Genomic DNA, 21,643 nt, shown 5'->3' on the forward strand with positions numbered 1-21,643 from the left:
CGCCACGCGGGCGCTCGTTTCACGTTCAGCCGAGCAACGCGTCGGCGAATTCTTCGGCGCTGAACGGCTGCAAGTCCTCGACTTTCTCTCCCACGCCGATGAAATACACCGGCACCGGCCGCTGACGCGCGATGGCCGCGAGAATGCCGCCCTTCGCGGTGCCGTCGAGTTTCGTGACGACGAGGCCGGTGAGACCGAGCGCGTCGTCGAACGCCTTGACCTGCGTGAGCGCGTTCTGACCCGTGTTCGCGTCGATGACGAGCAGCACTTCGTGCGGCGCATCGGGCATTGCCTTCGCGATCACGCGGCGCACCTTGCGCAGCTCTTCCATCAGATGCAATTGCGTCGGCAGACGTCCGGCGGTGTCGGCCATCATCACGTCGATCTTGCGTGCGCGCGCCGCGCCGACCGCGTCGTAGATCACGGCGGCGGCGTCGCCGCTTTCCTGCGCGATCACCGTCACGTTGTTGCGCTCGCCCCAGACCGTCAGCTGTTCGCGCGCGGCGGCGCGGAACGTGTCGCCGGCGGCGAGCATCACCGACTGATTGAAGCGCTGCAAATGCTTCGCCAGCTTGCCGATGCTCGTCGTCTTGCCGACGCCGTTCACGCCCGCGATCATGATGACGAGCGGTTGCGCGCGTCCGAGCATCAGCGATTTCTCGAGCGGGCGCAGCAGATCGACGAGCAGTTCGCGCAGCGCCTTCTTGACCTGCGAGGCGTCCGTCAGGCGTTCCGCGCGCACCTTCTCGCGCAGTGATTCGAGCAGGAATTCCGTTGCATCGACGCCGGCGTCGGACATGAGCAGCGCGGTTTCGAGCTCTTCGTAGAGATCCTCGTCGATCTTCGCGCTGACGAAAATCCCCGTCAGATTGGAGCTCGTCTTCGAAAGACCGTGCCGCAGACGCGAGATCCACGATTTTTTCGCGGCCGCATCGAGCGTCGGCGGCGGCACGACTTCCTCGCTCGCCTGATCCGTCTCTGGGCCGCGCGCCCATTGCGATTGCGTGCGCCCTTGCCAGTATTCCTTCGATTCCTCCGAGGGCGGTGCGGCGGGCGGCGTGGGCGCAGCGGGAGCGACGGGTTCCGCGGGCGCCGGTTCCTCCGGCTGCACTTCCTCCGACGGCGTTTCGGCGGAAAGCGCCTGACGTTCCAGCTCGGCGTCGGAGATTTCTTCGTCTTCGGCCGCCTCGACGGATTCGTCCTGAGGCGCGTCGAGCGGCGCATCAGCCGGCTTTTTGAATTTCTTGAAGAAGCTGAACATGGATGTGTGACGATGATGCGCGCGTGATCCGATGGCCCTGTGCGCGCTTTCGAGTCGTTTTTGCGCGAGGCCCGCGCGATGGGATGGAAGCGGCATATTTTATCAGGCGCTGCCGTGCGCGCCCGTGCGGCTCCCGTCATGGCGTGCGTGTGGTAACGTTGGCTTTCATTGCTCGCGCCATCCGATCTCAAGCAAAAACACGCCGGCGCGCCCGACTCCCACCTTCCTTTTATGCCTCGCTCGTCCGCTACCCGCTCCGCCCTGACCAGCCACACGCCATCGCGCGGCGGCAAACCGCACACGATCCGCATCATCGGCGGAGACTGGAAGCGCACGCCGCTGCCCGTGCTCGATCTCGATGGCCTTCGGCCCACGCCGGATCGCGTGCGTGAGACCCTCTTCAACTGGCTCGGCCAGGATCTCTCCGGACAGCGTTGTCTCGACATGTTCGCCGGTAGCGGCGCGCTCGGTTTCGAAGCCGCGTCGCGCGGCGCGGCGCGCGTGCTGATGATCGAACGAAGCGCGAAGGCGGCCGCTCAGATCCGCGCAAATCAGGCCAAGCTCGGCGCGCGCAACATCGAGATCGCGGAGGCCGATGCGCTGCGGCTCGTCGCGAGCCTCGCGCCCGGTTCGTTCGACGTGATCTTTCTCGATCCGCCTTTCGGCGATCACGCGTTGCTATTGCGGGCGCTCGAGCTGACGGCGCCGCTCGCTTCGCCCGATGGCGCGATTTACGTCGAATGCGGCGATGCGCTGGACATGTCCGGCATCGATGCGCTCGCCGGCTGGAGCGTCGTGCGCGAGGGCAAGGCGGGCGCCGTCCGCTATCATTTGCTGCGCCGCGAAAATGAGGAATAATGCGCGTTCCCGATTTCGACGCAGCCGATTTCGCGGGAAACGAGGCAGAGCTGGTCGTCGCAGCCACGCGGCCCAGTGTAAATAGAAGAGGAGAAGCTCATGGTTGTCGCCGTGTATCCGGGTACGTTCGACCCGCTCACCCGCGGGCATGAAGACATCGTGCGGCGCGCATCGAGCATTTTCGATCAGCTCGTCGTGGGCGTCGCGGACAGCCGCGCGAAGAAGCCGTTTTTCTCGCTGCAGGAACGGCTCGATATCGCGCACGAGGTCCTCGGGCATTATCCGAACGTGCAGGTGAGCAGTTTCACCGGGCTATTGAAGGATTTCGTGCGTAAGAACAACGCGCGCGTGATCGTGCGCGGATTGCGCGCCGTCTCCGATTTCGAGTATGAATTCCAGATGGCCGGGATGAACCGCTATCTGCTGCCCGATGTCGAGACGATGTTCATGACGCCGTCCGATCAATATCAGTTCATCTCCGGCACCATCGTGCGCGAGATCGCGCAGCTTGGCGGCGACGTGAGCAAGTTCGTGTTCCCGTCGGTGGAAAAGCGGTTGATGGACAAGGTCGGCGAGCAGACGCAGAAAGATCCGGCGGCGCCTTGAGACGCCGGGCCCGCGCACTTATCTGCGAAGGTGCGCGGGTTTATGCCGGAAGCCATCCGGCAAGAAGAGAGTGAAGCATGTCCCTGATCATTACCGACGAGTGCATCAACTGCGACGTTTGCGAGCCCGAGTGCCCGAACGACGCAATTTCGATGGGTCCCGAGATTTACGTCATCGACCCGAACAAATGTACGGAATGCGTCGGCCATTTCGACGAGCCGCAGTGCCAGCAAGTGTGCCCGGTGGAATGCATTCCGCGCGATCCGGCGCACGCCGAATCGCCCGAACAGTTGATGGCCAAGTACCACGCGCTGATGGCCGCGAAGGGCAATTCCTAAGCGACGATCTCCGTCAATGCAGCGACGAGCGCATCGCATTCGGCCGGCGTGCCGATGGAAATGCGCAGATGCTGATCGATGCGCGGCAGTTTGAAATGGCGCACGAAAATTTCCTTCGACTTTAGCGCCGCGGCGAGCGTCGCGGCATCGTGCGCGGGATGTTTCGCGAAGACGAAGTTGGCTGCGGACGGAACGACATCGAATCCAAGCGTCTGTAGCTGCGCGCTCAACTTCTCGCGGCTCGCGATCACCTTCGCGCAACCTTCCTCGAACCACGCCTGATCTTCGTACGACGCGATTGCCGCGACTTGCGCGAGGCGGTCGAGCGGATACGAATTGAAGCTGTCCTTCACGCGCGTGAGCGCCTCGATGAGCGCCGGATCGCCGAACGCAAAGCCGACGCGCATACCCGCCAGCGAACGCGCTTTCGACGTCGTCTGCACGACGAGCAGGTTCGGATAGGCGTCGATCAGATTCACGGCCGATTCCGCGCCGAAGTCCACATACGCTTCATCGATGATGACGGGTGCATCCGGATTCGCCTTCAGCAGCACTTCGATTTCCGACAGCGGCAGGGCGCGGCCCGTCGGCGCATTCGGATTCGGCAGCAGCACGCCGCCGCATGGCGCGCGGTAATCGTCGACATCGATGGCGAAATCGGCGTTCAGCGGCACGGTCTCGTATTCGACGCCGTAAAGCTGCGCGTACACGGGATAAAAGCTGTAGGTTATGTCGGGAAAGCGGATCGGCTTGTCGTGCTTGAGCAGCGCCTGGAACGCGTGCGCGAGCACTTCATCCGAACCGTTGCCCGCGAAAACCTGCTCGATGCGCAATCCGTGATGGTTCGCGACGGCCTCGCGCAATGCACGCGCGGTCGGATCCGGATATTTGCGCAGCGACGCGCCGTGCGCGCCGAGCTCGTGGCGGATTGCATCGACGACGCGCGGCGACGGCGGATACGGATTCTCGTTGGTGTTCAGCTTGACGGGATGCGCCAGCGCGGGCTGCTCGCCCGGCACATACGGCGTCAGACGATGGACGATATCGCTCCAGAAACGGCTCACTGTCGGCTCCAAATCAAGAATTGCGGTGCAGGTTCATCATCGCACGCTCGGTTTCGCCTGCGACGACGAACGGCATCACGGCGAGCGCGCGCTCGATCGACTGATCGATCACGTCCTGTTCCTCGCGGCGCGGCGGCTTGAGGACGAAGTTCGCGACATCGGGTTTCGCGCCCGCGCGCGCGCCTTCGGGAATCAGATCACGCGGATGCCCGATCCCGATGCGCAGCCGCCAGTACTGCTGCGACGAAAGATGCGCGGAGATGTCCTTCAGGCCGTTGTGTCCGCCGCTGCCGCCGCCGAGCTTCATCTTGACGGTGCCGGGCGGAAGATCGAGTTCGTCGTGCGCGACGAGAATTTCGTCGGGGAGAATCTTGAAGAACTGCGCGAGCGCAACGACCGATTGCCCTGAGCGATTCATGAACGTCTGCGGTTCGAGCAGATGCACTTCGTGGCCGTGCAGACGTCCCTTGCCGTAGAAACCGTGGAAACGGCGCTCTTCGCGCAACGTGGCGCCGGCGTCGCGTGCGAACTGGTCGACGAACCAGAAGCCCGCGTTATGCCGCGTCGCCGTGTATTCGGCGCCCGGATTGCCCAGGCCGACGATCAGCTTGATCATGTCGAGTCTTGTAGAACGAAAAAAAACCCGCCGGGGCTTGCGCGCCGGCGGGTCACGTCGACCGTTCTTGCGAACGGATCGAGAGGATAGCGATATTCCGCGTGCTTACTCGGCTGCCGGCTTGTCGCCTTCAGCTTCGCCAGTCCCTTCCGACACGACGGCAGCCGGAATGGTCGCCGAAGCCACCACCGGATTTTCCGCCTCGACGGAGATCGTCAGGCTCACGCCCTTCGGCAGCGGGATGTCCTTCGCGTGCATCGTCTGGCCGGCTTCGATCTTCGCCAGATCGATTTCCAGGAACTCAGGCAGGTCTGCCGGCAGGCATTCCACTTCCAGTTCCGTCACGACGTGCGAGATCACCGCGCCCGACAGCTTCACGGCCGGGTTGGTTTCCTGGTTCATGAAATGCAGCGGCACCTTGGTGTGCAGCTTCTTCTTCGCGTCGACGCGCTGGAAGTCCACGTGCAGCACGAGCTGCTTGAACGGGTGGTATTGCACGTCGCGCAGCAGAACTTGTTGCGACTTGCCGGCCACTTCCAGGTCGAGAATCGACGAGTGGAAAACTTCTTTCTTCAGGGCGTGCCACAGGGCGTTGTGGTCGAGTTCGACCAGTTGAACGTCCGTTTCACCGCCGTACACGATACCCGGGGTCTTGCCCGAGTTACGCAGGCGGCGGCTCGCACCCGTACCTTGCTTGCTACGCTCGAAAGCGACGACTTTCATATTCGACTCCTATATCTGCCCGCGACCAGGCAGGGAAACCGGGATCATCGAAAACGTGTGATCCCACAACAAGCGACGCGAACCTTCGTCCGTTCGCGCCGATCATGCAAAAACGCGAAGCCTCTGCTTCGCGTTCCTTGCTCGATTCTAATTAACCTTCGGCGAAGAGCGACATCACCGAGTCGCCGCGCCGGATTCGGGAGAACGTCTCCGCGAGCAAACCCGCGCTCGACAGCGGACGGATCTTCGCGCACGCGAGCGATTCGGCCGAAAGGGGAATCGTGTCCGTGACGACGAGTTCGTCCAGCTCCGACGCCGTGATGCGCGCCGCCGCGCCGCCCGACAGAACGGGGTGCGTCGCGTATGCGAAAACCTGTTTCGCGCCACGATCCTTCAATACTTGCGCGGCCTTGCACAGCGTGCCGGCGGTGTCGACCATGTCATCCATGATGACGCAGGTGCGGCCTTCCACTTCACCGATGATGTTCATCACTTCAGCGACATTCGCCTTCGGACGGCGCTTGTCGATGATCGCGAGGTCCGTGTTCAACTGCTTGGCGAGCGCGCGCGCGCGCACCACGCCGCCGACGTCCGGCGACACGACCAGCAGATGGTCATGGTTCTGCTTGCGCAGATCGCCGAGAAGAACGGGTGTTGCGTAGATGTTGTCGACGGGGATGTCGAAGAAGCCTTGAATCTGGTCGGCGTGAAGGTCCATGGTGATCACGCGATCGACGCCGGCAATTTCCAGCATGTTCGCGACGACCTTCGCCGAGATGGCCACTCGCGCGGAACGCGGACGGCGGTCCTGGCGCGCATAGCCGAAGTAGGGGATGGCTGCGGTGATCCGGCCTGCGGATGCGCGCTTGAGCGCATCGACCATGATCATCAGTTCCATCAGGTTGTCGTTCGTGGGAGCGCAGGTGGACTGCAGAACGAATACGTCTTTGCCCCGAACGTTTTCCTGAATCTCGACCATGATCTCGCCGTCTGAGAAGCGGCTGACCATCGCTTTGCCGAGAGGAATACCAAGGATTTTGACGACTTCCTGTGCAAGCGCGGGATTAGCGTTGCCAGTAAAAACCATCAGGCCGTCACTGCTCATCGTGCACCTGTCTGCGGCTGGAGGCGAGAGGAAAAACGCGAGAAAAGGAATGGCAGGGGAGGAAGGACTCGAACCCTCGCATGCCGGAATCAAAATCCGGTGCCTTGACCAACTTGGCGACTCCCCTACACAACTCTGAGTCTCGCCGGGAAGTGTAGGACATACCCGGCAAAACGAAACCTATGACGCGAAAGCGAAGAGAGGATGAGAATCCAGACTTGCCGTTACCACACTCTTCCAGCTTGCCGGCAGTTTGGCTTGCGCCATTTCTGCTTCGGCTCGGCTGGCGAAAGCGGCAAACACGCTTGCTCCAGATCCGGTCATTCGCGCCGGTGCGAGATTGGAAAACCACTCGAGCACCTTTGCAACTTCCGCGTACTTTCCTGCAACCACAGCCTGCATGTCGTTTCGACCGAAGCTGTCTGGCCAGTTTGTGTCTGACCTTTGCTGTGCAAGAAAGTCCATCATTGTGACGACTTTCGTATCCCGTGTCAAGCTTTTTTCGGAGAAAATCGCCGCGGTGGGGACGTGAGCATCAGGCGTTACTACGAGGAAGAAACGTTTCGGCAGATCGACTGCCTGGAGCGCCTCACCTACACCTTCTGCGAAAGCATTTTGCCCGAAGACAAAAAACGGCACGTCCGCGCCGAGTTGCAGGCCGAGATTCTGCAGAATCTCACGCGAAAGATCAACACCCCAGAGACGATTTAACGCTAAAAGAGTTGTCGCCGCGTCGGAACTGCCTCCGCCGAGGCCCGCGCCCATTGGCAAACGCTTGTCGATCTCGATCTCCGCGCCGAACTTCGTCCGCGTGTGCTGCTGGAGCAAACGTGCGGCCCGCACGACGAGATCGTGTTCTTCGGGCACGCCCGGCACGTCGGTCTTGCGCATGATGACGCCGTCGTCGCGACGCCTGAAGTGCAGATGGTCGCCCCAGTCGAGCAACTGGAAAACGGTCTGCAGCGAATGGTAGCCATCCGGACGGCGGCCCGTGATGTGAAGAAAAAGATTCAGCTTCGCGGGCGCGAGGCAGTCACGAAGCGTTTCGTTCGATGAGGACATGCGTGATGCTTTGAACCGAAAGCGGCTGAGTTATTGATCGAGCACGAGCTTGATGTCGAGCGGCGGTTCGCTGCGCGTGAGATTCACGCGCTTCACGCCGGTTCCCGGCGCGTCGGCATAGGCGAGATAGTCGATCGTCCATCCGTCCTGCTTGATTTCTTTCGGACGGCCGTTGTCCGCGCCCGGATCAAGCGTGGTCTGTGCACGCGAGCTAGGCGCGGCCGACGGCTGGAGCCAGTAGCGCAACCCTTCGACCGGCAGCGCGAAGCCGAGCGTGTTCTGCATGAGTTGAGATACGTTGTCGGCGCTGACGGGTTGCCGGTTCGGCAATTCGAGCGTCGCGAGCGACGGCGATGAAGTCACGATCGCCATCGTCTGGCCGAGCGGATTGCGCAACTGCAGCGTGACGGTGTCGCCCGTCTCCTGCCAGTCGAAATTGCCGTAGGCGTTGCGCGGCGTGCCGTTCTGGTCGTTGTACTGCACGGCGAAGCGTCCGTGATACATGCGGCTCGTCTGCGTCGCGAGCGACGTGGATGCGTTCGTCGTCGTGGGAACGCGCGGTTCCAGCGCGCAACCGGACATTACCAGCGCGGCGGCCGCCGCGATGCCGAGCGCGCCGCGTCGAAGCGATGCGCCGGCGAATGAATCGAATGCGATCAAAGGTCGTTCACCTGAAGTCGTTTCAGCGTTTTGACGAGCGTGTCGTTGTCAGGTTCGAGCTTCTGCGCTTGCCGCCATGTGGCGCGCGCCTGATCCTGCTGCCCTGACTTCCACTGCACCTCGCCCAGATGCGCGCCGATTTCGGCGTTCGGCTGAAGGTTGTAGGCGTTCTTGAGGATCTTCTCCGCCTCGGCCGCATTGCCCTGACGGAAGCGCGCCCAGCCGAGACTATCCATGATGAACGCGTCGTTCGGGGCGAGCGAAACCGCTCGTTCGATCAGCTTCACCGCTTCGTCGAGCCGCTGATTGCGATCGACGAGCGAATAGCCCAGCGCGTTGTACGCTTGCGGGTTGTTCGGCTGCGTCCGCATCAAAGTGCGAAGCTGCGTTTCCATGACGTCGTAGTGACCGTTCTTCTCGGCGGCCATTGCGTAGTCGTACGTCAGATCGGGATCGTCGGGGAACGCGGCGACCGCCTTCGCGAGATTCGCCTCCGCTTCCTTGTAGCGATGCGCCTCGAAAAGAATCGCCGAATCGGTGCGTGCGAGCAGCGCCAGATCGCGCGGATCCGAGCTTTGCAGATTGCCGATCAGCGCGCGTGCATCGTCGACCTTGCCTTGCTTCGCGAGCAGTTGCGCGCGCGTGATCTGCGCAGGCAAATACTGCTGGCTCGTGCGCGGAATCTTGTCGAGCCACTGGCTCGCGGCGTCGTCGTTCTTTTGTTCCAGCGCCAGTTGCGCGAGATAGATATAGGCCTGACCAGGATCCGCGCCCGGCGTGTTTTCCGCCGCCTTCGCGTATTGGTTCAAGAAGTCCTGCGCCTTGTCGAACTGCTTTTTCTGGATGTTGATGAGCGCGAGCGCCATCAACGGCGTCAGGTCCTTCGGGTCGTTCTTGCGCATGATCTCGAACTGCTTCTGCGCGTCGTCGAGCCTGTCGGCGGACAGATACAACTGCGCGAGCGCGAGCCGCGCGTCATGCGATTTCGGATTCTTGTCGACGTATTTCTCGAACGACGCGATGCCTTCCTTGCGCTCTTCCGGACCCATGCGCGCAAGCGTCAGCGCGGCGGGCAGGTAGTCCGGCTTGAGTTGCAACGCCTTTTCGAGCGATGCCTTCGCGCCCGGCGGATCATCCGCGACGAGCTGCTGACGTGCGAGCGCGAGTTGCGCTTCGGGCCGGTTCTGATCGTTTTGCGTCAGGTCCTTGAGCACGTTCAGGCCACCGACACGATTCGGCCCGCGCGCGAGTAAGGTCTGAAGAGAAAGTATGGCGTCGCCGCGCTGGTCCGGTGCCACCTTCGCGAGTTCGCGTTCGAGCGTCGGCTTCGCGTCTTCGGGCTTGCCGCCGACGATTAGCAGCGATGCGCTCAACTGCGCCGCGCGATCGGAATGCGGCGCGAACTGCTGCCAGAGCTGCGCCGACGTGAGCGCGTCGTTCGGGCTTTGCGCGGCGATCGCGATTTCAGTCGCGCGCTGCGCGAAACGCGGATCGTGCGTGTCGCGGGCCAGCGCGAGATAGGTCTGGAATGCGGGCGCGGGCTGGCCGCGCTGCAATGCGACTTCGGCCGCCAGAACCTGGAACACGATCTGGCTCGACATTGTCACATTCGGCAGATCCTGTGTCTCCGCGCCGCTGACGGGCGCGGTCAGCAGATCGGCGGCGTTTTGCGCGTCGGCCTGATCGTCGGCGCTCGGAACGGGCGTGGCGTTCTGCGCCTGGGCGTGCGCGGGCGCGAACGCGAGCGCGGCCATCGCGAGCGCAACGGCGCCGGCGATTCGCGACATTGGCACGGCGAACGAATGCGTCGAACTGGACTGACGCTTCGCAAACAGCTTCATGACGAACGAGTTCATGGAAATCCAGACGATGTTTCAGTCGATTGTAACGCGGTCGCTAAAATACCGGCACAAACGCCAGAGCAAGTCTCTCTCCAGAAAAATGCCCGAACTGCCGGAAGTCGAAGTCACTCGCCGCGGAATCGAACCCTATGTCGCCGGACGGCGCGTCGAGCACGTCGACGTGCGTACGCCCGCGCTGCGCTGGCCCATCCCGAAGCATCTTCCGAAGACGCTCGGCCATCTGAAAATCGACAAAGTAGAGCGGCGCGGGAAGTATCTGCTGTTCGAAACCGTCGAAGGCTGGCTGATCGTCCATCTCGGCATGACCGGCACGCTGCGGGTGCTGCGGCATGTGCCGCAGCCGCCCGAGGCGGCGAAGCACGATCACGTCGATATCGTATTCGACGATTTCATTCTCCGTTTTCGCGATCCGCGCCGATTCGGTGCGATTCTCTGGCATCCGCGCTCGGACGGCGACGTGCTCGAACATCCGCTGCTCGCGAGCCTCGGCGTCGAGCCGTTTTCGCCGGAGTTTTCGGGCGCGCTGCTGTTCCGCGAGACGCGCGGGCGCAAGGTGTCGGTGAAACAGGCGCTGCTCGCGGGCGGGATCGTGGTGGGCGTCGGCAATATCTATGCGTCGGAGAGCCTCTTTCGCGCGGGCATCCGGCCGACGACCGCCGTCGGGCGCATCTCTCTCGTGCGCTATGACCTGCTCGCGGACGCCGTGCGCGTGACGCTCGCCGCCGCCATCGACAAGGGCGGCAGCACGCTGCGCGATTTCGTCGGCAGCAACGGCGAGTCGGGCTACTTCCAGCTCGACTATTTCGTCTATGATCGCGCGGGCCTGCCGTGCCACGTCTGCGGCACGGCGATCAGGCAAATCGTCCAGGGACAGCGCTCGACGTACTTCTGCCCGCGCTGCCAACGCTAATATCCGATGCTCGCTCTCACCGATTTTTCGTCGCGCCTCATCGCGTGGCAACGCATTCACGGCCGTCACGACCTGCCGTGGCAGAACACGCGCGATGCTTACCGCATCTGGCTGTCGGAGATCATGCTGCAGCAGACGCAGGTTTCCACCGTCATTCCGTACTACGCGCGATTTCTCGAACGCTTTCCGACGGTATCGGCGCTCGCCGATGCGCCCATCGACGACGTCATGGCGCTCTGGGCCGGGCTCGGTTACTACTCGCGCGCGCGCAATCTGCACCGCTGCGCGCAGGCCGTCGCGCACGAGCACGGTGGCGCGTTTCCGCAGACCGTCGACGAACTCGCGCTGCTGCCGGGCATCGGACGATCGACGGCAGCGGCGATCGCGTCGTTCGCGTTCGGCGCACGCGCGACGATCCTCGACGGCAATGTGAAGCGCGTGCTCGCGCGCGTATTCGGCGTCGAAGGTTTTCCGGGCGAGAAGAAAGTCGAGAAGGCGATGTGGACGCTCGCGGAATCGCTCTTGCCGGAAGCCGCGAACAACAACGATGTGACCGCTTACACGCAAGGCCTGATGGACCTCGGCGCGACGCTGTGCGTGCGCGGCAAGCCGGACTGCGCGCGCTGTCCGTTCGCATCGGATTGCGTGGCGAAGGTCGAAGGGCGTCAGCGCGAGTTGCCCGCCGCGCGCCCGAAGAAAGCCGTGCCGACGCGCAAGACATGGATGCTGGTCCTGAGGGACGGCGATTCGATCCTGCTGCAGAAGCGTCCGTCGATCGGAATATGGGGCGGATTGTGGAGCCTGCCCGAAGCGGCGGACGAAGCCGCGCTAGCGCAAGTCGCGCAGCGTCTCGGCGCCGATGAACATCTGCAGCGACTCGCGCCGATGTCGCACGCATTCACGCACTTCAAGCTGGATATCGAGCCGCGGCTCGGCGAGGCGCGCCAGGCGCCGCGCGACTTGATGGACCTCGAAACCGTCTGGGCGTCGCTCGCGAAGATCGACGCCTATGGCGTGCCCGCGCCGGTGCGCAAGCTGCTCGACGCGCTGACAGGCACGCTTCTCTAAAGCAGTTGATGATGCTGCATGTAGTGATGCACGACGTCGATGCGCGCGCCGGCGTCCATCAACTCCATGAGCTTCTGGCGTGCGCGCATCGGGATCGGCAGGATTTCGGCGAGGCGGTTGGAGACCCAGGTGGGATCGTCGTATAGAAAGGGCTCGACGAAGGGCAGATTCTGCGGCTCGCGTTCCTTGATCGTGTCGATGATGCGCTCCAGCACTTCTGCGCACGCGCCGAATTTCGCGAGCGCCTCGGCGCCCTGCAGCGGCTGATCTTCACCCAGCAACTCGGCCGTGCCGACGATCAGATTGCTCGGCTCGACACGATGATCGGTGAGCCGGAAACGATCGGTTCCGCGTGCCTGCACGAGCAGGAGACCGAAGGTATCGACATCGCATTCCGCGATTTCAGCCAGGCAGCCGATGCTTTCCGGCACCGACGGATCGCCCGGCGAGGCGACTTCGTGCCCGCTCTTGAGCAGGCACACGCCGAACGGCGTCTGCTCGCGCAGACACTCGCGCGCCATGTCCAGATAGCGTGCCTCGAATATCTTGAGCGGCAGCAGGCCGCCGGGAAAAAGCACGGTGTGAAGCGGAAACAGCGGCAAGTCGGCCAGAACAGGATTCGCGGACATCGCGTCCCTCCAGGATGGACCGCCGGCGCGGGCGATCAGGTTCGCGTGTGGATCGCGCTACCCGGCGGGGATGGGCGCGTCACGATGCCGCACGATCACATTTGCCGTCTCGCAAAAGCGCGCGGCGAGCGCCTCCGCGATGAACACCGAGCGATGCTGGCCGCCCGTGCAGCCGATCGCGACAGTGAGATAGCTGCGGTTGTCGTCGCGAAAACGCGGCAGCCATTTGCCGACGAACGCGCCGATATCGTCGATCATCTCGCCGACCAGCGGCTGCGCGGTGAGGAAATCGATGATCGGTTTGTCGAGGCCCGTGAACGGGCGCAATTCGCGGTCGTAGTACGGATTGGGCAGCGTCCGGACGTCGAAGACGAGATCGGCGTCGAGCGGCACGCCGCGCTTGAAGCCGAACGATTCGAACATCAGCGTGAGGTCGGCGGCGTCGGTTTCGACGAAGCGCTTGACCCACGCGCGCAGAACGTTCGCGCGCAAATTGCTCGTGTCGATCTGATGGCCGTATTCCGCGAGGCCCGCGACCAGTTCGCGCTCGCGTTCGATCGCTTCGGCGAGCGAGTTCAGCACGCCGACATCGGCTTCGCGCATCGGCGGGCCCGACAGCGGATGACGCCGGCGCGTCTCGGAGAAACGCTGGATCAGCGACTGCGTGCTCGCGTTGAGGAACAGCACGCGCAGATCGAAGTCCTTCGAGAGCTTGTCGATGATGGACGGCACTTCATCGAGCGAGAGACTCGAACGCGCGTCGATCGCGACGGCGAGGCGCGTCTGGCCTTCTTTCGCGAGATAGTCGGCGAGTTCGGGCAGAAAGCGCGGCGGCAGGTTGTCGACGCAATAGTAGCCGCCGTCTTCAAGCGCGTTCAGCGCAACGGACTTGCCGGAACCGGAGATGCCGGTGATCAGGATGATACGCATGGGTCTCGGGAAATTCGCTTTTCCTAAGCTTAGCACCTGCGCCCGATTCGTTTCGGCGCGCGCTCAGATCAGCTTGCCGGGAAACTGGCTGTCGGGATCCTGCATCGCAAGGCGTTGGCGATCCATGAAGTCGCGCAAGGTATCGATGCCGCGCAGTTGCAGAATCGTGTTGCGCACCGCGGCCTCGACCAGCACGGCGAGGTTGCGGCCCGCGGCGACCTGAATCGTCACCTTGCTGATCGGCAGGCCGAGCACGTCGACGGTCTGGCTTTCCAGCGGCAGGCGCTGGAATTCGCCGTCCGGCCGGCGCACGAGTTGCACGATCAACTTGAGCTTCATCTTCCGGCGCACGGCGGTTTCACCGAAGATCGTCTTGATGTCGAGCAGTCCGAGGCCGCGCACTTCGAGCAGATTTTGCAGCAGCGGCGGACAGCGGCCTTCGACGAAATCGGGGCCGAGGCGCACGAAATCGACGGCGTCGTCGGCGACGAGTCCGTGGCCGCGGCTGATGAGCTCCAGACCGAGCTCGCTCTTGCCGAGACCGGAGTCGCCGGTGAGCAGCACGCCCATCCCGAGGATGTCGATGAACACGCCGTGCAGCGTCGCGCGCGGCGCGAGAATGCGCGACATGTACGCGCGCAGGCTGTCGATAACGGCCGCCGCCGACATGCGCGTCGTGAAGAGCGGCGTCGACGAGCGCGTGCAGCGCAGAACGAGCTCCGGCGGCGCGCCCACTTCGCCCGCGACGACTAGAAACGGCGGCTCGAGCGCGATCAGCTCGGCCATGTGGCGCGATCGGTCTTCGTCGGACTGGCGCTGGTAGTAGTTGATCTCGGCGTCGCCGAGCACCTGGATACGGTTCGGGTGAATCAGGTTCAGGTGACCGACGAGGTCGGCGCTCGACGTCGCGTTGGCGACCGTCTCGCTCGAAAAGCCGCGTTCCCAGCCTTCATGCCCGGTGAGCCAGCTGAGCTTAAGAGCGGCGGCGTTGTCGTCGAAAATGCTTTGGGCGTTGATGCTGGACGTATCCATGAGACCGGAACTCCGTTGGAAGCCGGGAGCAGCCTTTGCGTCACGACGAAGCGGGTCGCTTCGATACGCTGCATGGCGCTGCGTTTGACCGATTGTGCCCCAGAAGCCTTGCGTAAGCGAGGCGCGCCCGGCGCGGAGGCGGCACGGACGCGCAACGCTATGTTCGGGTGGCTATTACGGTTGCCATTGCGTGAGCACCTGATAGAGCGCGTCACGATCTTCTTCCTTGTGCAGACGCTCGCGCGCCTCGGTGTCGGAGAGCAGTTGGGCGATCTCGGACAGAATTTCAAGATGCTGCTGCGTCGCCTGTTCGGGCACAAGCAGGAAGATGAGCAGAGAGACCGGCTGGCCGTCGGGGGATTCGAACGCGACGGGTTCGGCGAGACGCACGAAGGCGGCGAGCGGTTGCTTCAGCCCCTTGATGCGGCCGTGCGGAATGGCGACGCCTTCGCCGAGGCCGGTCGAGCCGAGGCGCTCACGCGCGAAGAGGTTGTCGGTGACGGTGCTGCGAGCGATGCCGTTCTGGTTCTCGAAAATCAGGCCCGCTTGCTCGAATACGCGTTTCTTGCTGGTAACGGACAGTCCGAGAACCACGTTCTCGATGGGAAGAAATTTGGCTAAACGATTCATGTTGGCAGGCGAAAGCGTGGCCTGATAGCTCCTCATCGTGGCCGCTGTCTGAAAGCGCTCACGGCGATGGTGAAACGGAAAGTGCGCTGGCGGCGTTGCCTGCAGCGTGCCTGTCGTGCGACCCCGAAAATTACCGGACCATTATAGAACAGGGCACTGCCCGATGGTGCGCCGCGCAATGGCACGGTTTTCAATTCAATGTGCAGGACAAAGCCCTGAAAATCAATGGCTTGTATCACCTAGCGGCAGAAATCCAACAAAAAAGCCGCCAGTCGGGGCGGCTTCGGTTCGGTGCATGCGCCGATCCATCGTTTCCGGATATTCGAGGACTCCCTCCAATCAGTCCCGCCGTCCTGTGGCGGCGGGTTTTGCTGTCATCCGGCGATCAGACTTCGTGCATGCCGTGCTTCATGCTCACGGCGACGGCGCTTCCATCTCATGCGACTCGCCGCGGTACTTCACGGATTCATGGGCGTGGCCCTGGATCTTGTCCTTGTGCTTGATGACCTGCCGATCCAGCTTGTCGACCATCAGGTCGATGGCCGCGTACATATCAGCGTCACAACTCTCGATGAAAATGTCCTTGCCCTTCAGGTGCAGGTTGATTTCCGCCTTCTGCCTCTTTTCCTTTTCCCTATGATTGTCGACCGAGAGGACCACGTTGCCGTCGATCACTTGATCGAAATGACGGAGCACCCTGTCCAGTTTCGTGATCACATACTCGCGCAACGCAGGCGTCAATTCGAGGTGGTGTCCACTGATCTTCAGATTCATAGTTGCTCTCCAAGCTAATGGCCGCTAGGCCACGTCGGCTCGTCCGATACCGGTCGGCAATGTGTCCCGCCGGCGCGTCATCCTGGCGCGCTTGACAAACGGGGCGCATCGGCCGGCACGTCCGCGCTTTCGCGTTGCGGCCGGTAAACGCCCATCGCAACACGCGATGGACTACAGAGACGGGTCATAGAGACTTGCGCAGATTCACTGCCGGGATCTTGAGGGCTTCGCGGTACTTGGCTACGGTGCGCCGCGCTACCACGAATCCTTGTTCCGCCAGCAGTTCGGCGATGCGGCTGTCTGAAAGAGGAGTTTTGGGGTCTTCCGCTCCTATCAGTTGCTTGATGAGGGCCCGGATCGCCGTTGACGATGCCGCGCCTCCTGTGTCGGTCGAAACGTGCGATCCAAAGAAGTACTTAAATTCAAGCGTCCCGAATGGGGTGAGCATGTACTTGCCCGTGGTCACACGAGAAACCGTCGACTCGTGTAAACCCAGCGTATCAGCAATCTCCCGCAAAACCAAGGGGCGCATGGCGATTTCGCCATGTGCAAAAAAGTTCTTCTGACGCTCGACAATTGCCTGCGCGACACGCAGGATCGTCTCAAACCTCTGCTGAATGTTCTTGATGAGCCAGCGCGCTTCCTGAAGCTGCTGACGCAACGAACCGCTGCCCGGATCGCCGCGATTGTTGCGCAGGATGTTCGCGTACAAATGGTTGATGCGCAGCTTCGGCACGATCTCCGGGTTGAGTTCAGCCGTCCAGCCGCCCGACGTCTTGCGCACGAGAATGTCCGGAACGACGTAGTCTGCTTCGCTCTTGCCATACGCCGCGCCCGGAAACGGCTCCAGCGACTTGATCAGCAAATGTGCGTCCCGGAGGGCGTCGTCGCTTGCCTTCAACTGTTTGCGCAGGCGCGTGAAGTCGCGCGCGGCGAGCAATTCCAGATGATTCGTGACGATCTCGAGCGCCAGCGTGCGCGTTGGCGAGCCATCGAGCCGCAGCAACTGCAGTTTCAAGCATTCCGATGCCGAGCGTCCGCCCACGCCGGGCGGATCGAAACTCTGCAGCAACGCGAGTGCCGCGCTCAGTTCGTCGAGATCGACTTCGAGTTCTTCGGGAAGATCGGTTTGGACTTCGTCGAGCGATGCCGTGAGATACCCGTCCTCGTCCAGCGACTCGATCAGAAACGTGACGAGCGCCCGATCGCGCTGATTCGCCGCGGTCATGCGCAACTGCGCCGTCAGATGGTCGCGCAGCGTCGTGGTCGATTCGTGGATTTGCAGCGGCGGCAGATCGTCGTCGTCGGAAGCGTTGTTAGAACGGCCGTAGTCTTCCAGATTCCATGAACTCGAGTCCTGACCGCTGTCCGAGCCCAGGCCGTTGTACTCGTCGACGCCTTGCGGCTCGCTGTTTTCCGAACGCTCGGAACTGGAACTGCTCGACGTGGAGCCGTTGCTCATCATCGAATCGGGCGGCGCGCTCGATGTGGCCGGCGCCGCGATCAGCGAACCGTCCGCGGCGACGCGCAAAGGGCTCGCAATCCAGTCGTCGTCGTTCTCGAGCAGCGGATTCTGAGCGATGGCCATCGCGACTTCCTGCTGCAGTTCGAGCGTCGACAACTGCAGCAGCCGGATCGACTGCTGAAGTTGCGGGGTCAGCGCAAGATGCTGCGAGAGGCGGAGTTGGAGGCTGGCTTTCATGGCAAAGTTTTAATCATTGTAGAGAGTTTGCCACGCGCGCGAAACCTCGCGGGGATTCCAAAAAAGCGCATGCCGCCCACGGGGGCGGCACGTAAGTTTTGCAACTTTCGCATGATGCGGCGCACTATCAATGCGGCCTTTGCGACGGTGCGCTCACATGCGGAAATGCTCGCCGAGATAGACGCGGCGCACGCTTTCGTTCTCGATGATTTCGCTCGGCGCGCCCGCCGCGAGCACGGTGCCGTCGCTGATGATGTACGCGTGATCGCAAATGCCGAGCGTCTCGCGCACGTTATGGTCGGTAATCAAAACGCCGATGTTGCGCTGCTTCAGAAACTTCACGATTTTCTGGATTTCCAGCACCGCGATCGGATCGACGCCCGCGAAGGGTTCGTCGAGCAGGATGAAGCTCGGGTTGGTCGCGAGCGCCCGCGCGATCTCGACGCGACGGCGCTCTCCGCCCGACAGCGACAGCGCCGGATTCTCGCGAAGATGCGCGATCTGCAACTCGTCGAGCAAGGCTTCGGCGCGCTGTGTTATGGCGTCTTTTGACAGGCGTTTGCCCGACGCATCGGTTTGCAGTTCCAGCACCGCGCGGATGTTCTGCTCGACAGTGAGCTTGCGAAACACCGATGCTTCCTGCGGCAGATACGACAGGCCGAGGTGCGCGCGCTGGTGGATGGGCAGAAGGCTGATCGAGTTGCCGTCGAGATCGATTTCGCCGGCATCGAGCGGCACGAGACCGACGATCATATAGAACGACGTGGTCTTGCCCGCGCCGTTAGGGCCGAGCAACCCGACCACTTCGCCGCTCTTCACATCGAGCGACACGTCCTTCACCACGGTGCGCGAGCCGTAACGCTTCTTCAGATTGCGGACGACGAGCGAACTCGACTCGCCTTCCGGCTTACGGTGGGGCATGGCGGGCGAATTCACTGCTGCGGCGTTCCTTGAATGGTATTCGACGGAGAAAGCGTGGCAGGCGAACCGTTCAGCGGCGCGGCGCCGCCTGAACGCGGCGCGAGCATCGCGCGCACGCGGCCGCTCGGATTGCCGGGTCCGGCCTGGTCCTTGCCCGCGCTCGCCGTGTAGAAGTCCTTCTGGCCGTCATAGGTGATCACGCTGCCGTGCACTTCGTCCTGCACGGTCGTCAGGCCTTGCAGGCGGCGCACGACCGCGCGCGTCGTGAGCTTCGTGAAGTCGTTCTTGCCGTCGTAATCGATTCGCACCGCGTTGCCGTCGATGTACTCGTTCAGACCGTCACGCTTCTGACGGAAATACGAGAGATTGTTGCCGGTCGACGTGCCGGTGGCGTACTGATAACCCTGCGGGTCTTGCGTCACCTCAACGCGGTCGGCCTTGATCACGATCGTGCCTTTCGTCGCGACTACGTGACCGGTGAAGATGTTCTTCTGATTGAGATCGTCGTACGACATGTTGTCCGCTTCGATGTTGAGCGGCTTGTCGCGGTCGGCCTTTTCGGCGTGCGCCGGCAGCGCGGCCAGCGCGACCGCGATGGTCAGGGCGGCAGCGAGCCCGGCCCGCACGGCGTGCGTGGCACGGCGCGCGAGCATTGCGCGCGCAGGGCCGCCATCGGGACGAGGGAACCTTTCGTTCATGCAGTCACAATTCGGATGGGAGTGCCGGGATTACTTGGACGAACCGCCGTTGATATCCGTGGCTGCGATCGCGCCGCGCACGTTACCGAACAGCTTCATCACCCGGGTCACGTTGTTGTAGTTCATGCCAGAGGCCGTCATCACCGACGGGCCGCGCTGAAGTCTAACCGGTTTTTCCGTTTCGATGACATCGTCGTTCACCAGCACGCGAAAATGCTGGGAATCCGCCTGCATCTGCGGATCTCCGTAACCGGCCGCGCGCACGATGCGCGCGTCGTCGTAGAGATCGACGATCGAGACGTCGCCATTGACCGTGCCGCGCTGGGCCGTCGCCGTGACGGTCGGCTTCATCGGCTGGAACATTCGCATCGCGGGCAGCGTGAGCTCGCTGATCTCGTCGTCTTCGTAATGCACCATCGACTTCGCCGTCAGACGATATTGCGTCGTGCCGGTGGCGTCGAGCTCGGAAACCGAAAAGTTGTTGGCGAAGTAGTCGGGCGTGTGGCGCTTCTCGGGCGCGGGCGCCTGCTGTGCTGGAGGCAGCGTGGCCTGCAGCAGCCAGTAGGTGATGCCGGCCAGCGCCGCCACCGCGAGAAGCGGCAGGAGCGAGGCGAGCTTTCCGGGGCGCGGCATGGCCTCAGCCTCCGAGCGCTGCGGCGAGCAGTTCGTCGTAGCGATGTTGCGCGCGCAGGATCGCGTCGCAGACTTCGCGCACGGCGCCGTGGCCGCCGCGCGCTTCCGCGACCCAGTGCACGCGCTGAATTACTTCGGGATGCGCGTTCGCGGGCGCGGCCGCAAAGCCGCAGCGGCGCATCACCGCGAGATCCGGCCAGTCGTCGCCCATGTAGCCGCATTCGTCGGCCGGAATGCCGGTGGCTTCGAGAAGTTCGGCGAGCGCGACGGTTTTATCGCCGACGCCCTGATAGAGATGGGTGATGCCCAGTTCGCGCGCGCGCGCCGCGACGATGCCCGATTGCCGTCCCGTGATGATCGCCGTCTGCACGCCGACCGACTGCAGCATCTTCACGCCGTGGCCGTCGAGCGAATTGAACGACTTCATCGCGTCGCCTTCGGCGGTGAAATAGAGACTGCCGTCGGTGAAAACGCCGTCGACGTCGAACACCATCAGCTTCAGACGGCTCGCGCGTTCGGCGGCGGTGAGAGGCTTCTGCGCCATCAAATTACCTTCTTGGAGAAGAGGTCGTGCATGTTCAGTGCGCCGATCAGCGTCGCATCGGCGTCCACGACCAGCATCTGATTGATGCGAAAGCGCTCCATCAGTTCCACGGCTTCGACCGCGAGATGATCCGGCGCAATCGTGCGCGGATTACGGGTCATGACATCGGCGAGTTTCAACGCGCGGAAATCGCCGTCGCGCTGCAGGATGCGGCGCAGGTCGCCATCGGTGAAAATGCCGTGGACGTGACGATTTTCGTCGATGACCGCGGTCATGCCCATGCGCTTGTCGGTGATCTGGAAGAGCGCGTCCGCAACGGTTGCGTCGAGCGAAACGACCGGCACTTCGTCGCCTACGCGCATCACGTCGCGCACATAGGTGAGCAGGCGCCGCCCGAGCGCGCCGCCCGGATGCGAGCGCGCGAAGTCGTCGGGACCGAAGCCGCGCGCGTCGAGCACGGCGACGGCGAGCGCATCGCCGAGCGCCATGGCGGCGGTCGTGCTGGCCGTCGGCGCGAGATTCATCGGACACGCTTCCTTTTCGACGCGTGCATTCAGATGCATGTCCGCCAGTTGCGCGAGACTCGATTCGGGACGGCCGGTGATCGCGATCAGCTTTGCCCCAAGCCGCTTGATGAGCGGCAGAATGGCGACGAGTTCCTCGGTTTCGCCCGAGTTCGACAGCGCGATGAAGATGTCGTCGGCGGTGACCATGCCGAGGTCGCCGTGGCTCGCTTCGGCCGGATGCACGAAGAACGCCGGCGTGCCGGTGGAGGCGAGCGTCGCGGCGAACTTGCGCGCGACGTGGCCCGACTTGCCGATGCCCGAGACGACCACGCGGCCGCGGCAGCCGAGCAGCGTTTCGACCGCGTTCGTGAAGTTGTCGTCGAGGAGTTCGGAGAGCCCGCGAACGGCGTCGGCTTCGATCTGAATTACGTTGCGAGCCAGCGCCAGCGCCCGGTCGCCATTGATTTTCGCTATCATGCGCGGAGTATAGCAAAGGCGATTCCGGGCCGCC

At 62.9% G+C, this 21,643-nt stretch carries 24 protein-coding genes and 1 tRNA gene; 5 read left to right on the forward strand and 20 right to left on the reverse strand.

The features are described from left to right. Window positions 1-25 precede the first annotated feature (25 nt). Window positions 26-1,261: a signal recognition particle-docking protein FtsY gene (gene ftsY / locus BG60_RS04670; protein ID WP_034470527.1), complete on the reverse strand. Its 1,236-nt coding sequence runs from the start codon at window positions 1,259-1,261 to the stop codon at window positions 26-28. Window positions 1,262-1,492: 231 nt separating this feature from the next. Here ftsY and rsmD point away from each other — a divergent pair, with 231 nt between their 5' ends. The 3 genes from rsmD (at window position 1,493) to BG60_RS04685 (ending at window position 3,063) form a co-directional block, all read left to right on the forward strand. Beyond that, window positions 1,493-2,119 carry a 16S rRNA (guanine(966)-N(2))-methyltransferase RsmD gene (gene rsmD, locus BG60_RS04675; protein WP_034470529.1) on the forward strand — a complete coding sequence of 209 codons (627 nt, stop codon included), beginning with the start codon at window positions 1,493-1,495 and terminating at the stop codon, window positions 2,117-2,119. A gap of 99 nt (window positions 2,120-2,218) precedes the next feature. Continuing rightward, window positions 2,219-2,725 carry a pantetheine-phosphate adenylyltransferase gene (gene coaD, locus BG60_RS04680; protein ID WP_008351711.1) on the forward strand — a complete coding sequence of 169 codons (507 nt, stop codon included), beginning with the start codon at window positions 2,219-2,221 and terminating at the stop codon, window positions 2,723-2,725. 77 nt (window positions 2,726-2,802) lie between these two features. Then, the gene (locus BG60_RS04685) at window positions 2,803-3,063 is read left to right on the forward strand and encodes a YfhL family 4Fe-4S dicluster ferredoxin (RefSeq protein WP_008351708.1); all 261 of its coding nucleotides are present in this window, start codon (window positions 2,803-2,805) and stop codon (window positions 3,061-3,063) included. Here the strand turns inward: BG60_RS04685 and hisC are convergent. The 8 genes from hisC to BG60_RS04725 all read right to left on the reverse strand — a co-directional run bounded on the left by hisC (window position 3,060) and on the right by BG60_RS04725 (window position 10,149). Next, the gene (gene hisC / locus BG60_RS04690) at window positions 3,060-4,127 is read right to left on the reverse strand and encodes a histidinol-phosphate transaminase (RefSeq protein ID WP_034470786.1); all 1,068 of its coding nucleotides are present in this window, start codon (window positions 4,125-4,127) and stop codon (window positions 3,060-3,062) included. The genes BG60_RS04685 and hisC overlap by 4 nt on opposite strands. A gap of 13 nt (window positions 4,128-4,140) precedes the next feature. Continuing rightward, window positions 4,141-4,743 carry an aminoacyl-tRNA hydrolase gene (gene pth / locus BG60_RS04695; RefSeq protein ID WP_008351704.1) on the reverse strand — a complete coding sequence of 201 codons (603 nt, stop codon included), beginning with the start codon at window positions 4,741-4,743 and terminating at the stop codon, window positions 4,141-4,143. A 105-nt stretch (window positions 4,744-4,848) separates the two neighbouring features. After that, complete coding sequence (locus BG60_RS04700; RefSeq protein ID WP_034470532.1) at window positions 4,849-5,466, reverse strand: 50S ribosomal protein L25/general stress protein Ctc; 618 nt, start codon at window positions 5,464-5,466, stop codon at window positions 4,849-4,851. 151 nt (window positions 5,467-5,617) lie between these two features. Then, window positions 5,618-6,571 carry a ribose-phosphate pyrophosphokinase gene (locus BG60_RS04705; RefSeq protein WP_008351701.1) on the reverse strand — a complete coding sequence of 318 codons (954 nt, stop codon included), beginning with the start codon at window positions 6,569-6,571 and terminating at the stop codon, window positions 5,618-5,620. A 50-nt stretch (window positions 6,572-6,621) separates the two neighbouring features. Then, window positions 6,622-6,698: transfer RNA gene (locus BG60_RS04710), tRNA-Gln, on the reverse strand. 53 nt (window positions 6,699-6,751) lie between these two features. Continuing rightward, on the reverse strand, window positions 6,752-7,633 hold the full coding sequence (ispE, locus tag BG60_RS04715) for a 4-(cytidine 5'-diphospho)-2-C-methyl-D-erythritol kinase (protein WP_034470535.1): 882 nt from the start codon (window positions 7,631-7,633) through the stop codon (window positions 6,752-6,754). A gap of 30 nt (window positions 7,634-7,663) precedes the next feature. Next, window positions 7,664-8,293: a lipoprotein insertase outer membrane protein LolB gene (gene lolB, locus BG60_RS04720; RefSeq protein WP_008351698.1), complete on the reverse strand. Its 630-nt coding sequence runs from the start codon at window positions 8,291-8,293 to the stop codon at window positions 7,664-7,666. After that, window positions 8,290-10,149, reverse strand: a complete 1,860-nt coding sequence (locus tag BG60_RS04725; protein WP_008351697.1) for a tetratricopeptide repeat protein — start codon at window positions 10,147-10,149, stop codon at window positions 8,290-8,292. The genes lolB and BG60_RS04725 overlap by 4 nt, the downstream gene beginning before the upstream one ends. 85 nt (window positions 10,150-10,234) lie before the next feature. Between BG60_RS04725 and mutM the strand changes: the two genes are divergently transcribed. Together mutM and mutY are read left to right on the forward strand one after the other, a co-directional pair. After that, window positions 10,235-11,065, forward strand: a complete 831-nt coding sequence (mutM, locus tag BG60_RS04730) for a bifunctional DNA-formamidopyrimidine glycosylase/DNA-(apurinic or apyrimidinic site) lyase (RefSeq protein ID WP_034470538.1) — start codon at window positions 10,235-10,237, stop codon at window positions 11,063-11,065. Window positions 11,066-11,071: 6 nt separating this feature from the next. After that, entirely contained in the window at window positions 11,072-12,133 is a 1,062-nt protein-coding gene (gene mutY, locus BG60_RS04735; protein WP_034470540.1) for an A/G-specific adenine glycosylase, read from the forward strand. Here the strand turns inward: mutY and BG60_RS04740 are convergent. The 11 genes from BG60_RS04740 to kdsD all read right to left on the reverse strand — a co-directional run bounded on the left by BG60_RS04740 (window position 12,130) and on the right by kdsD (window position 21,609). Continuing rightward, window positions 12,130-12,762 (reverse strand): LON peptidase substrate-binding domain-containing protein, encoded by a 633-nt coding sequence (locus BG60_RS04740; protein ID WP_008351694.1) that lies wholly within the window; start codon window positions 12,760-12,762, stop codon window positions 12,130-12,132. The two genes, mutY and BG60_RS04740, sit on opposite strands and share 4 nt — an antisense overlap. A gap of 57 nt (window positions 12,763-12,819) precedes the next feature. Beyond that, window positions 12,820-13,692, reverse strand: coding sequence for an RNase adapter RapZ (gene rapZ / locus BG60_RS04745; protein WP_008351693.1), 873 nt, complete (start codon window positions 13,690-13,692; stop codon window positions 12,820-12,822). A 63-nt stretch (window positions 13,693-13,755) separates the two neighbouring features. Then, complete coding sequence (gene hprK / locus BG60_RS04750; RefSeq protein ID WP_008351692.1) at window positions 13,756-14,724, reverse strand: HPr(Ser) kinase/phosphatase; 969 nt, start codon at window positions 14,722-14,724, stop codon at window positions 13,756-13,758. A gap of 174 nt (window positions 14,725-14,898) precedes the next feature. Then, window positions 14,899-15,354 carry a PTS IIA-like nitrogen regulatory protein PtsN gene (gene ptsN / locus BG60_RS04755; protein ID WP_008351691.1) on the reverse strand — a complete coding sequence of 152 codons (456 nt, stop codon included), beginning with the start codon at window positions 15,352-15,354 and terminating at the stop codon, window positions 14,899-14,901. Between the two features lie 414 nt (window positions 15,355-15,768). Further along, window positions 15,769-16,128 carry a ribosome hibernation-promoting factor, HPF/YfiA family gene (gene hpf / locus BG60_RS04760; protein WP_008351690.1) on the reverse strand — a complete coding sequence of 120 codons (360 nt, stop codon included), beginning with the start codon at window positions 16,126-16,128 and terminating at the stop codon, window positions 15,769-15,771. Between the two features lie 184 nt (window positions 16,129-16,312). Further along, window positions 16,313-17,830, reverse strand: a complete 1,518-nt coding sequence (locus tag BG60_RS04765) for an RNA polymerase factor sigma-54 (protein ID WP_034470542.1) — start codon at window positions 17,828-17,830, stop codon at window positions 16,313-16,315. A gap of 153 nt (window positions 17,831-17,983) precedes the next feature. After that, window positions 17,984-18,751 (reverse strand): LPS export ABC transporter ATP-binding protein, encoded by a 768-nt coding sequence (gene lptB, locus BG60_RS04770; protein ID WP_085955336.1) that lies wholly within the window; start codon window positions 18,749-18,751, stop codon window positions 17,984-17,986. Between the two features lie 11 nt (window positions 18,752-18,762). Beyond that, the gene (gene lptA / locus BG60_RS04775) at window positions 18,763-19,449 is read right to left on the reverse strand and encodes a lipopolysaccharide transport periplasmic protein LptA (RefSeq protein ID WP_033536543.1); all 687 of its coding nucleotides are present in this window, start codon (window positions 19,447-19,449) and stop codon (window positions 18,763-18,765) included. A gap of 30 nt (window positions 19,450-19,479) precedes the next feature. Then, window positions 19,480-20,082, reverse strand: coding sequence for an LPS export ABC transporter periplasmic protein LptC (lptC, locus tag BG60_RS04780; RefSeq protein ID WP_008351682.1), 603 nt, complete (start codon window positions 20,080-20,082; stop codon window positions 19,480-19,482). Between the two features lie 4 nt (window positions 20,083-20,086). Beyond that, window positions 20,087-20,626: a KdsC family phosphatase gene (locus BG60_RS04785; protein WP_034470545.1), complete on the reverse strand. Its 540-nt coding sequence runs from the start codon at window positions 20,624-20,626 to the stop codon at window positions 20,087-20,089. Next, window positions 20,626-21,609, reverse strand: a complete 984-nt coding sequence (gene kdsD / locus BG60_RS04790) for an arabinose 5-phosphate isomerase KdsD (RefSeq protein WP_008351678.1) — start codon at window positions 21,607-21,609, stop codon at window positions 20,626-20,628. Before kdsD ends, BG60_RS04785 begins: the two co-directional genes overlap by 1 nt. Window positions 21,610-21,643: the final 34 nt, after the last annotated feature.

Source organism: Caballeronia zhejiangensis (assembly GCF_000698575.1).
In the GTDB taxonomy this organism is placed as follows: domain Bacteria; phylum Pseudomonadota; class Gammaproteobacteria; order Burkholderiales; family Burkholderiaceae; genus Caballeronia; species Caballeronia zhejiangensis.

What these genes read in the sequence shown, in the direction of transcription:
- ftsY (WP_034470527.1), bottom strand. Translation starts at nt 1,261, where the DNA reads ATGTTCAGCTTCTTCAAGAAATTCAAAAAGCCGGCTGATGCGCCGCTC.
- BG60_RS04685 (WP_008351708.1), top strand. Translation starts at nt 2,803, where the DNA reads ATGTCCCTGATCATTACCGACGAGTGCATCAACTGCGACGTTTGCGAG.
- BG60_RS04765 (WP_034470542.1), bottom strand. Translation starts at nt 17,830, where the DNA reads ATGAAAGCCAGCCTCCAACTCCGCCTCTCGCAGCATCTTGCGCTGACC.
- coaD (WP_008351711.1), top strand. Translation starts at nt 2,219, where the DNA reads ATGGTTGTCGCCGTGTATCCGGGTACGTTCGACCCGCTCACCCGCGGG.
- kdsD (WP_008351678.1), bottom strand. Translation starts at nt 21,609, where the DNA reads ATGATAGCGAAAATCAATGGCGACCGGGCGCTGGCGCTGGCTCGCAAC.
- BG60_RS04740 (WP_008351694.1), bottom strand. Translation starts at nt 12,762, where the DNA reads ATGTCCGCGAATCCTGTTCTGGCCGACTTGCCGCTGTTTCCGCTTCAC.
- hpf (WP_008351690.1), bottom strand. Translation starts at nt 16,128, where the DNA reads ATGAATCTGAAGATCAGTGGACACCACCTCGAATTGACGCCTGCGTTG.
- ptsN (WP_008351691.1), bottom strand. Translation starts at nt 15,354, where the DNA reads ATGAATCGTTTAGCCAAATTTCTTCCCATCGAGAACGTGGTTCTCGGA.
- ispE (WP_034470535.1), bottom strand. Translation starts at nt 7,633, where the DNA reads ATGTCCTCATCGAACGAAACGCTTCGTGACTGCCTCGCGCCCGCGAAG.
- lptC (WP_008351682.1), bottom strand. Translation starts at nt 20,082, where the DNA reads ATGCCGCGCCCCGGAAAGCTCGCCTCGCTCCTGCCGCTTCTCGCGGTG.
- BG60_RS04725 (WP_008351697.1), bottom strand. Translation starts at nt 10,149, where the DNA reads ATGAACTCGTTCGTCATGAAGCTGTTTGCGAAGCGTCAGTCCAGTTCG.
- mutY (WP_034470540.1), top strand. Translation starts at nt 11,072, where the DNA reads ATGCTCGCTCTCACCGATTTTTCGTCGCGCCTCATCGCGTGGCAACGC.
- lptA (WP_033536543.1), bottom strand. Translation starts at nt 19,449, where the DNA reads ATGAACGAAAGGTTCCCTCGTCCCGATGGCGGCCCTGCGCGCGCAATG.
- pth (WP_008351704.1), bottom strand. Translation starts at nt 4,743, where the DNA reads ATGATCAAGCTGATCGTCGGCCTGGGCAATCCGGGCGCCGAATACACG.
- BG60_RS04700 (WP_034470532.1), bottom strand. Translation starts at nt 5,466, where the DNA reads ATGAAAGTCGTCGCTTTCGAGCGTAGCAAGCAAGGTACGGGTGCGAGC.
- hprK (WP_008351692.1), bottom strand. Translation starts at nt 14,724, where the DNA reads ATGGATACGTCCAGCATCAACGCCCAAAGCATTTTCGACGACAACGCC.
- BG60_RS04705 (WP_008351701.1), bottom strand. Translation starts at nt 6,571, where the DNA reads ATGAGCAGTGACGGCCTGATGGTTTTTACTGGCAACGCTAATCCCGCG.
- rsmD (WP_034470529.1), top strand. Translation starts at nt 1,493, where the DNA reads ATGCCTCGCTCGTCCGCTACCCGCTCCGCCCTGACCAGCCACACGCCA.
- rapZ (WP_008351693.1), bottom strand. Translation starts at nt 13,692, where the DNA reads ATGCGTATCATCCTGATCACCGGCATCTCCGGTTCCGGCAAGTCCGTT.
- BG60_RS04785 (WP_034470545.1), bottom strand. Translation starts at nt 20,626, where the DNA reads ATGGCGCAGAAGCCTCTCACCGCCGCCGAACGCGCGAGCCGTCTGAAG.
- mutM (WP_034470538.1), top strand. Translation starts at nt 10,235, where the DNA reads ATGCCCGAACTGCCGGAAGTCGAAGTCACTCGCCGCGGAATCGAACCC.
- lptB (WP_085955336.1), bottom strand. Translation starts at nt 18,751, where the DNA reads ATGCCCCACCGTAAGCCGGAAGGCGAGTCGAGTTCGCTCGTCGTCCGC.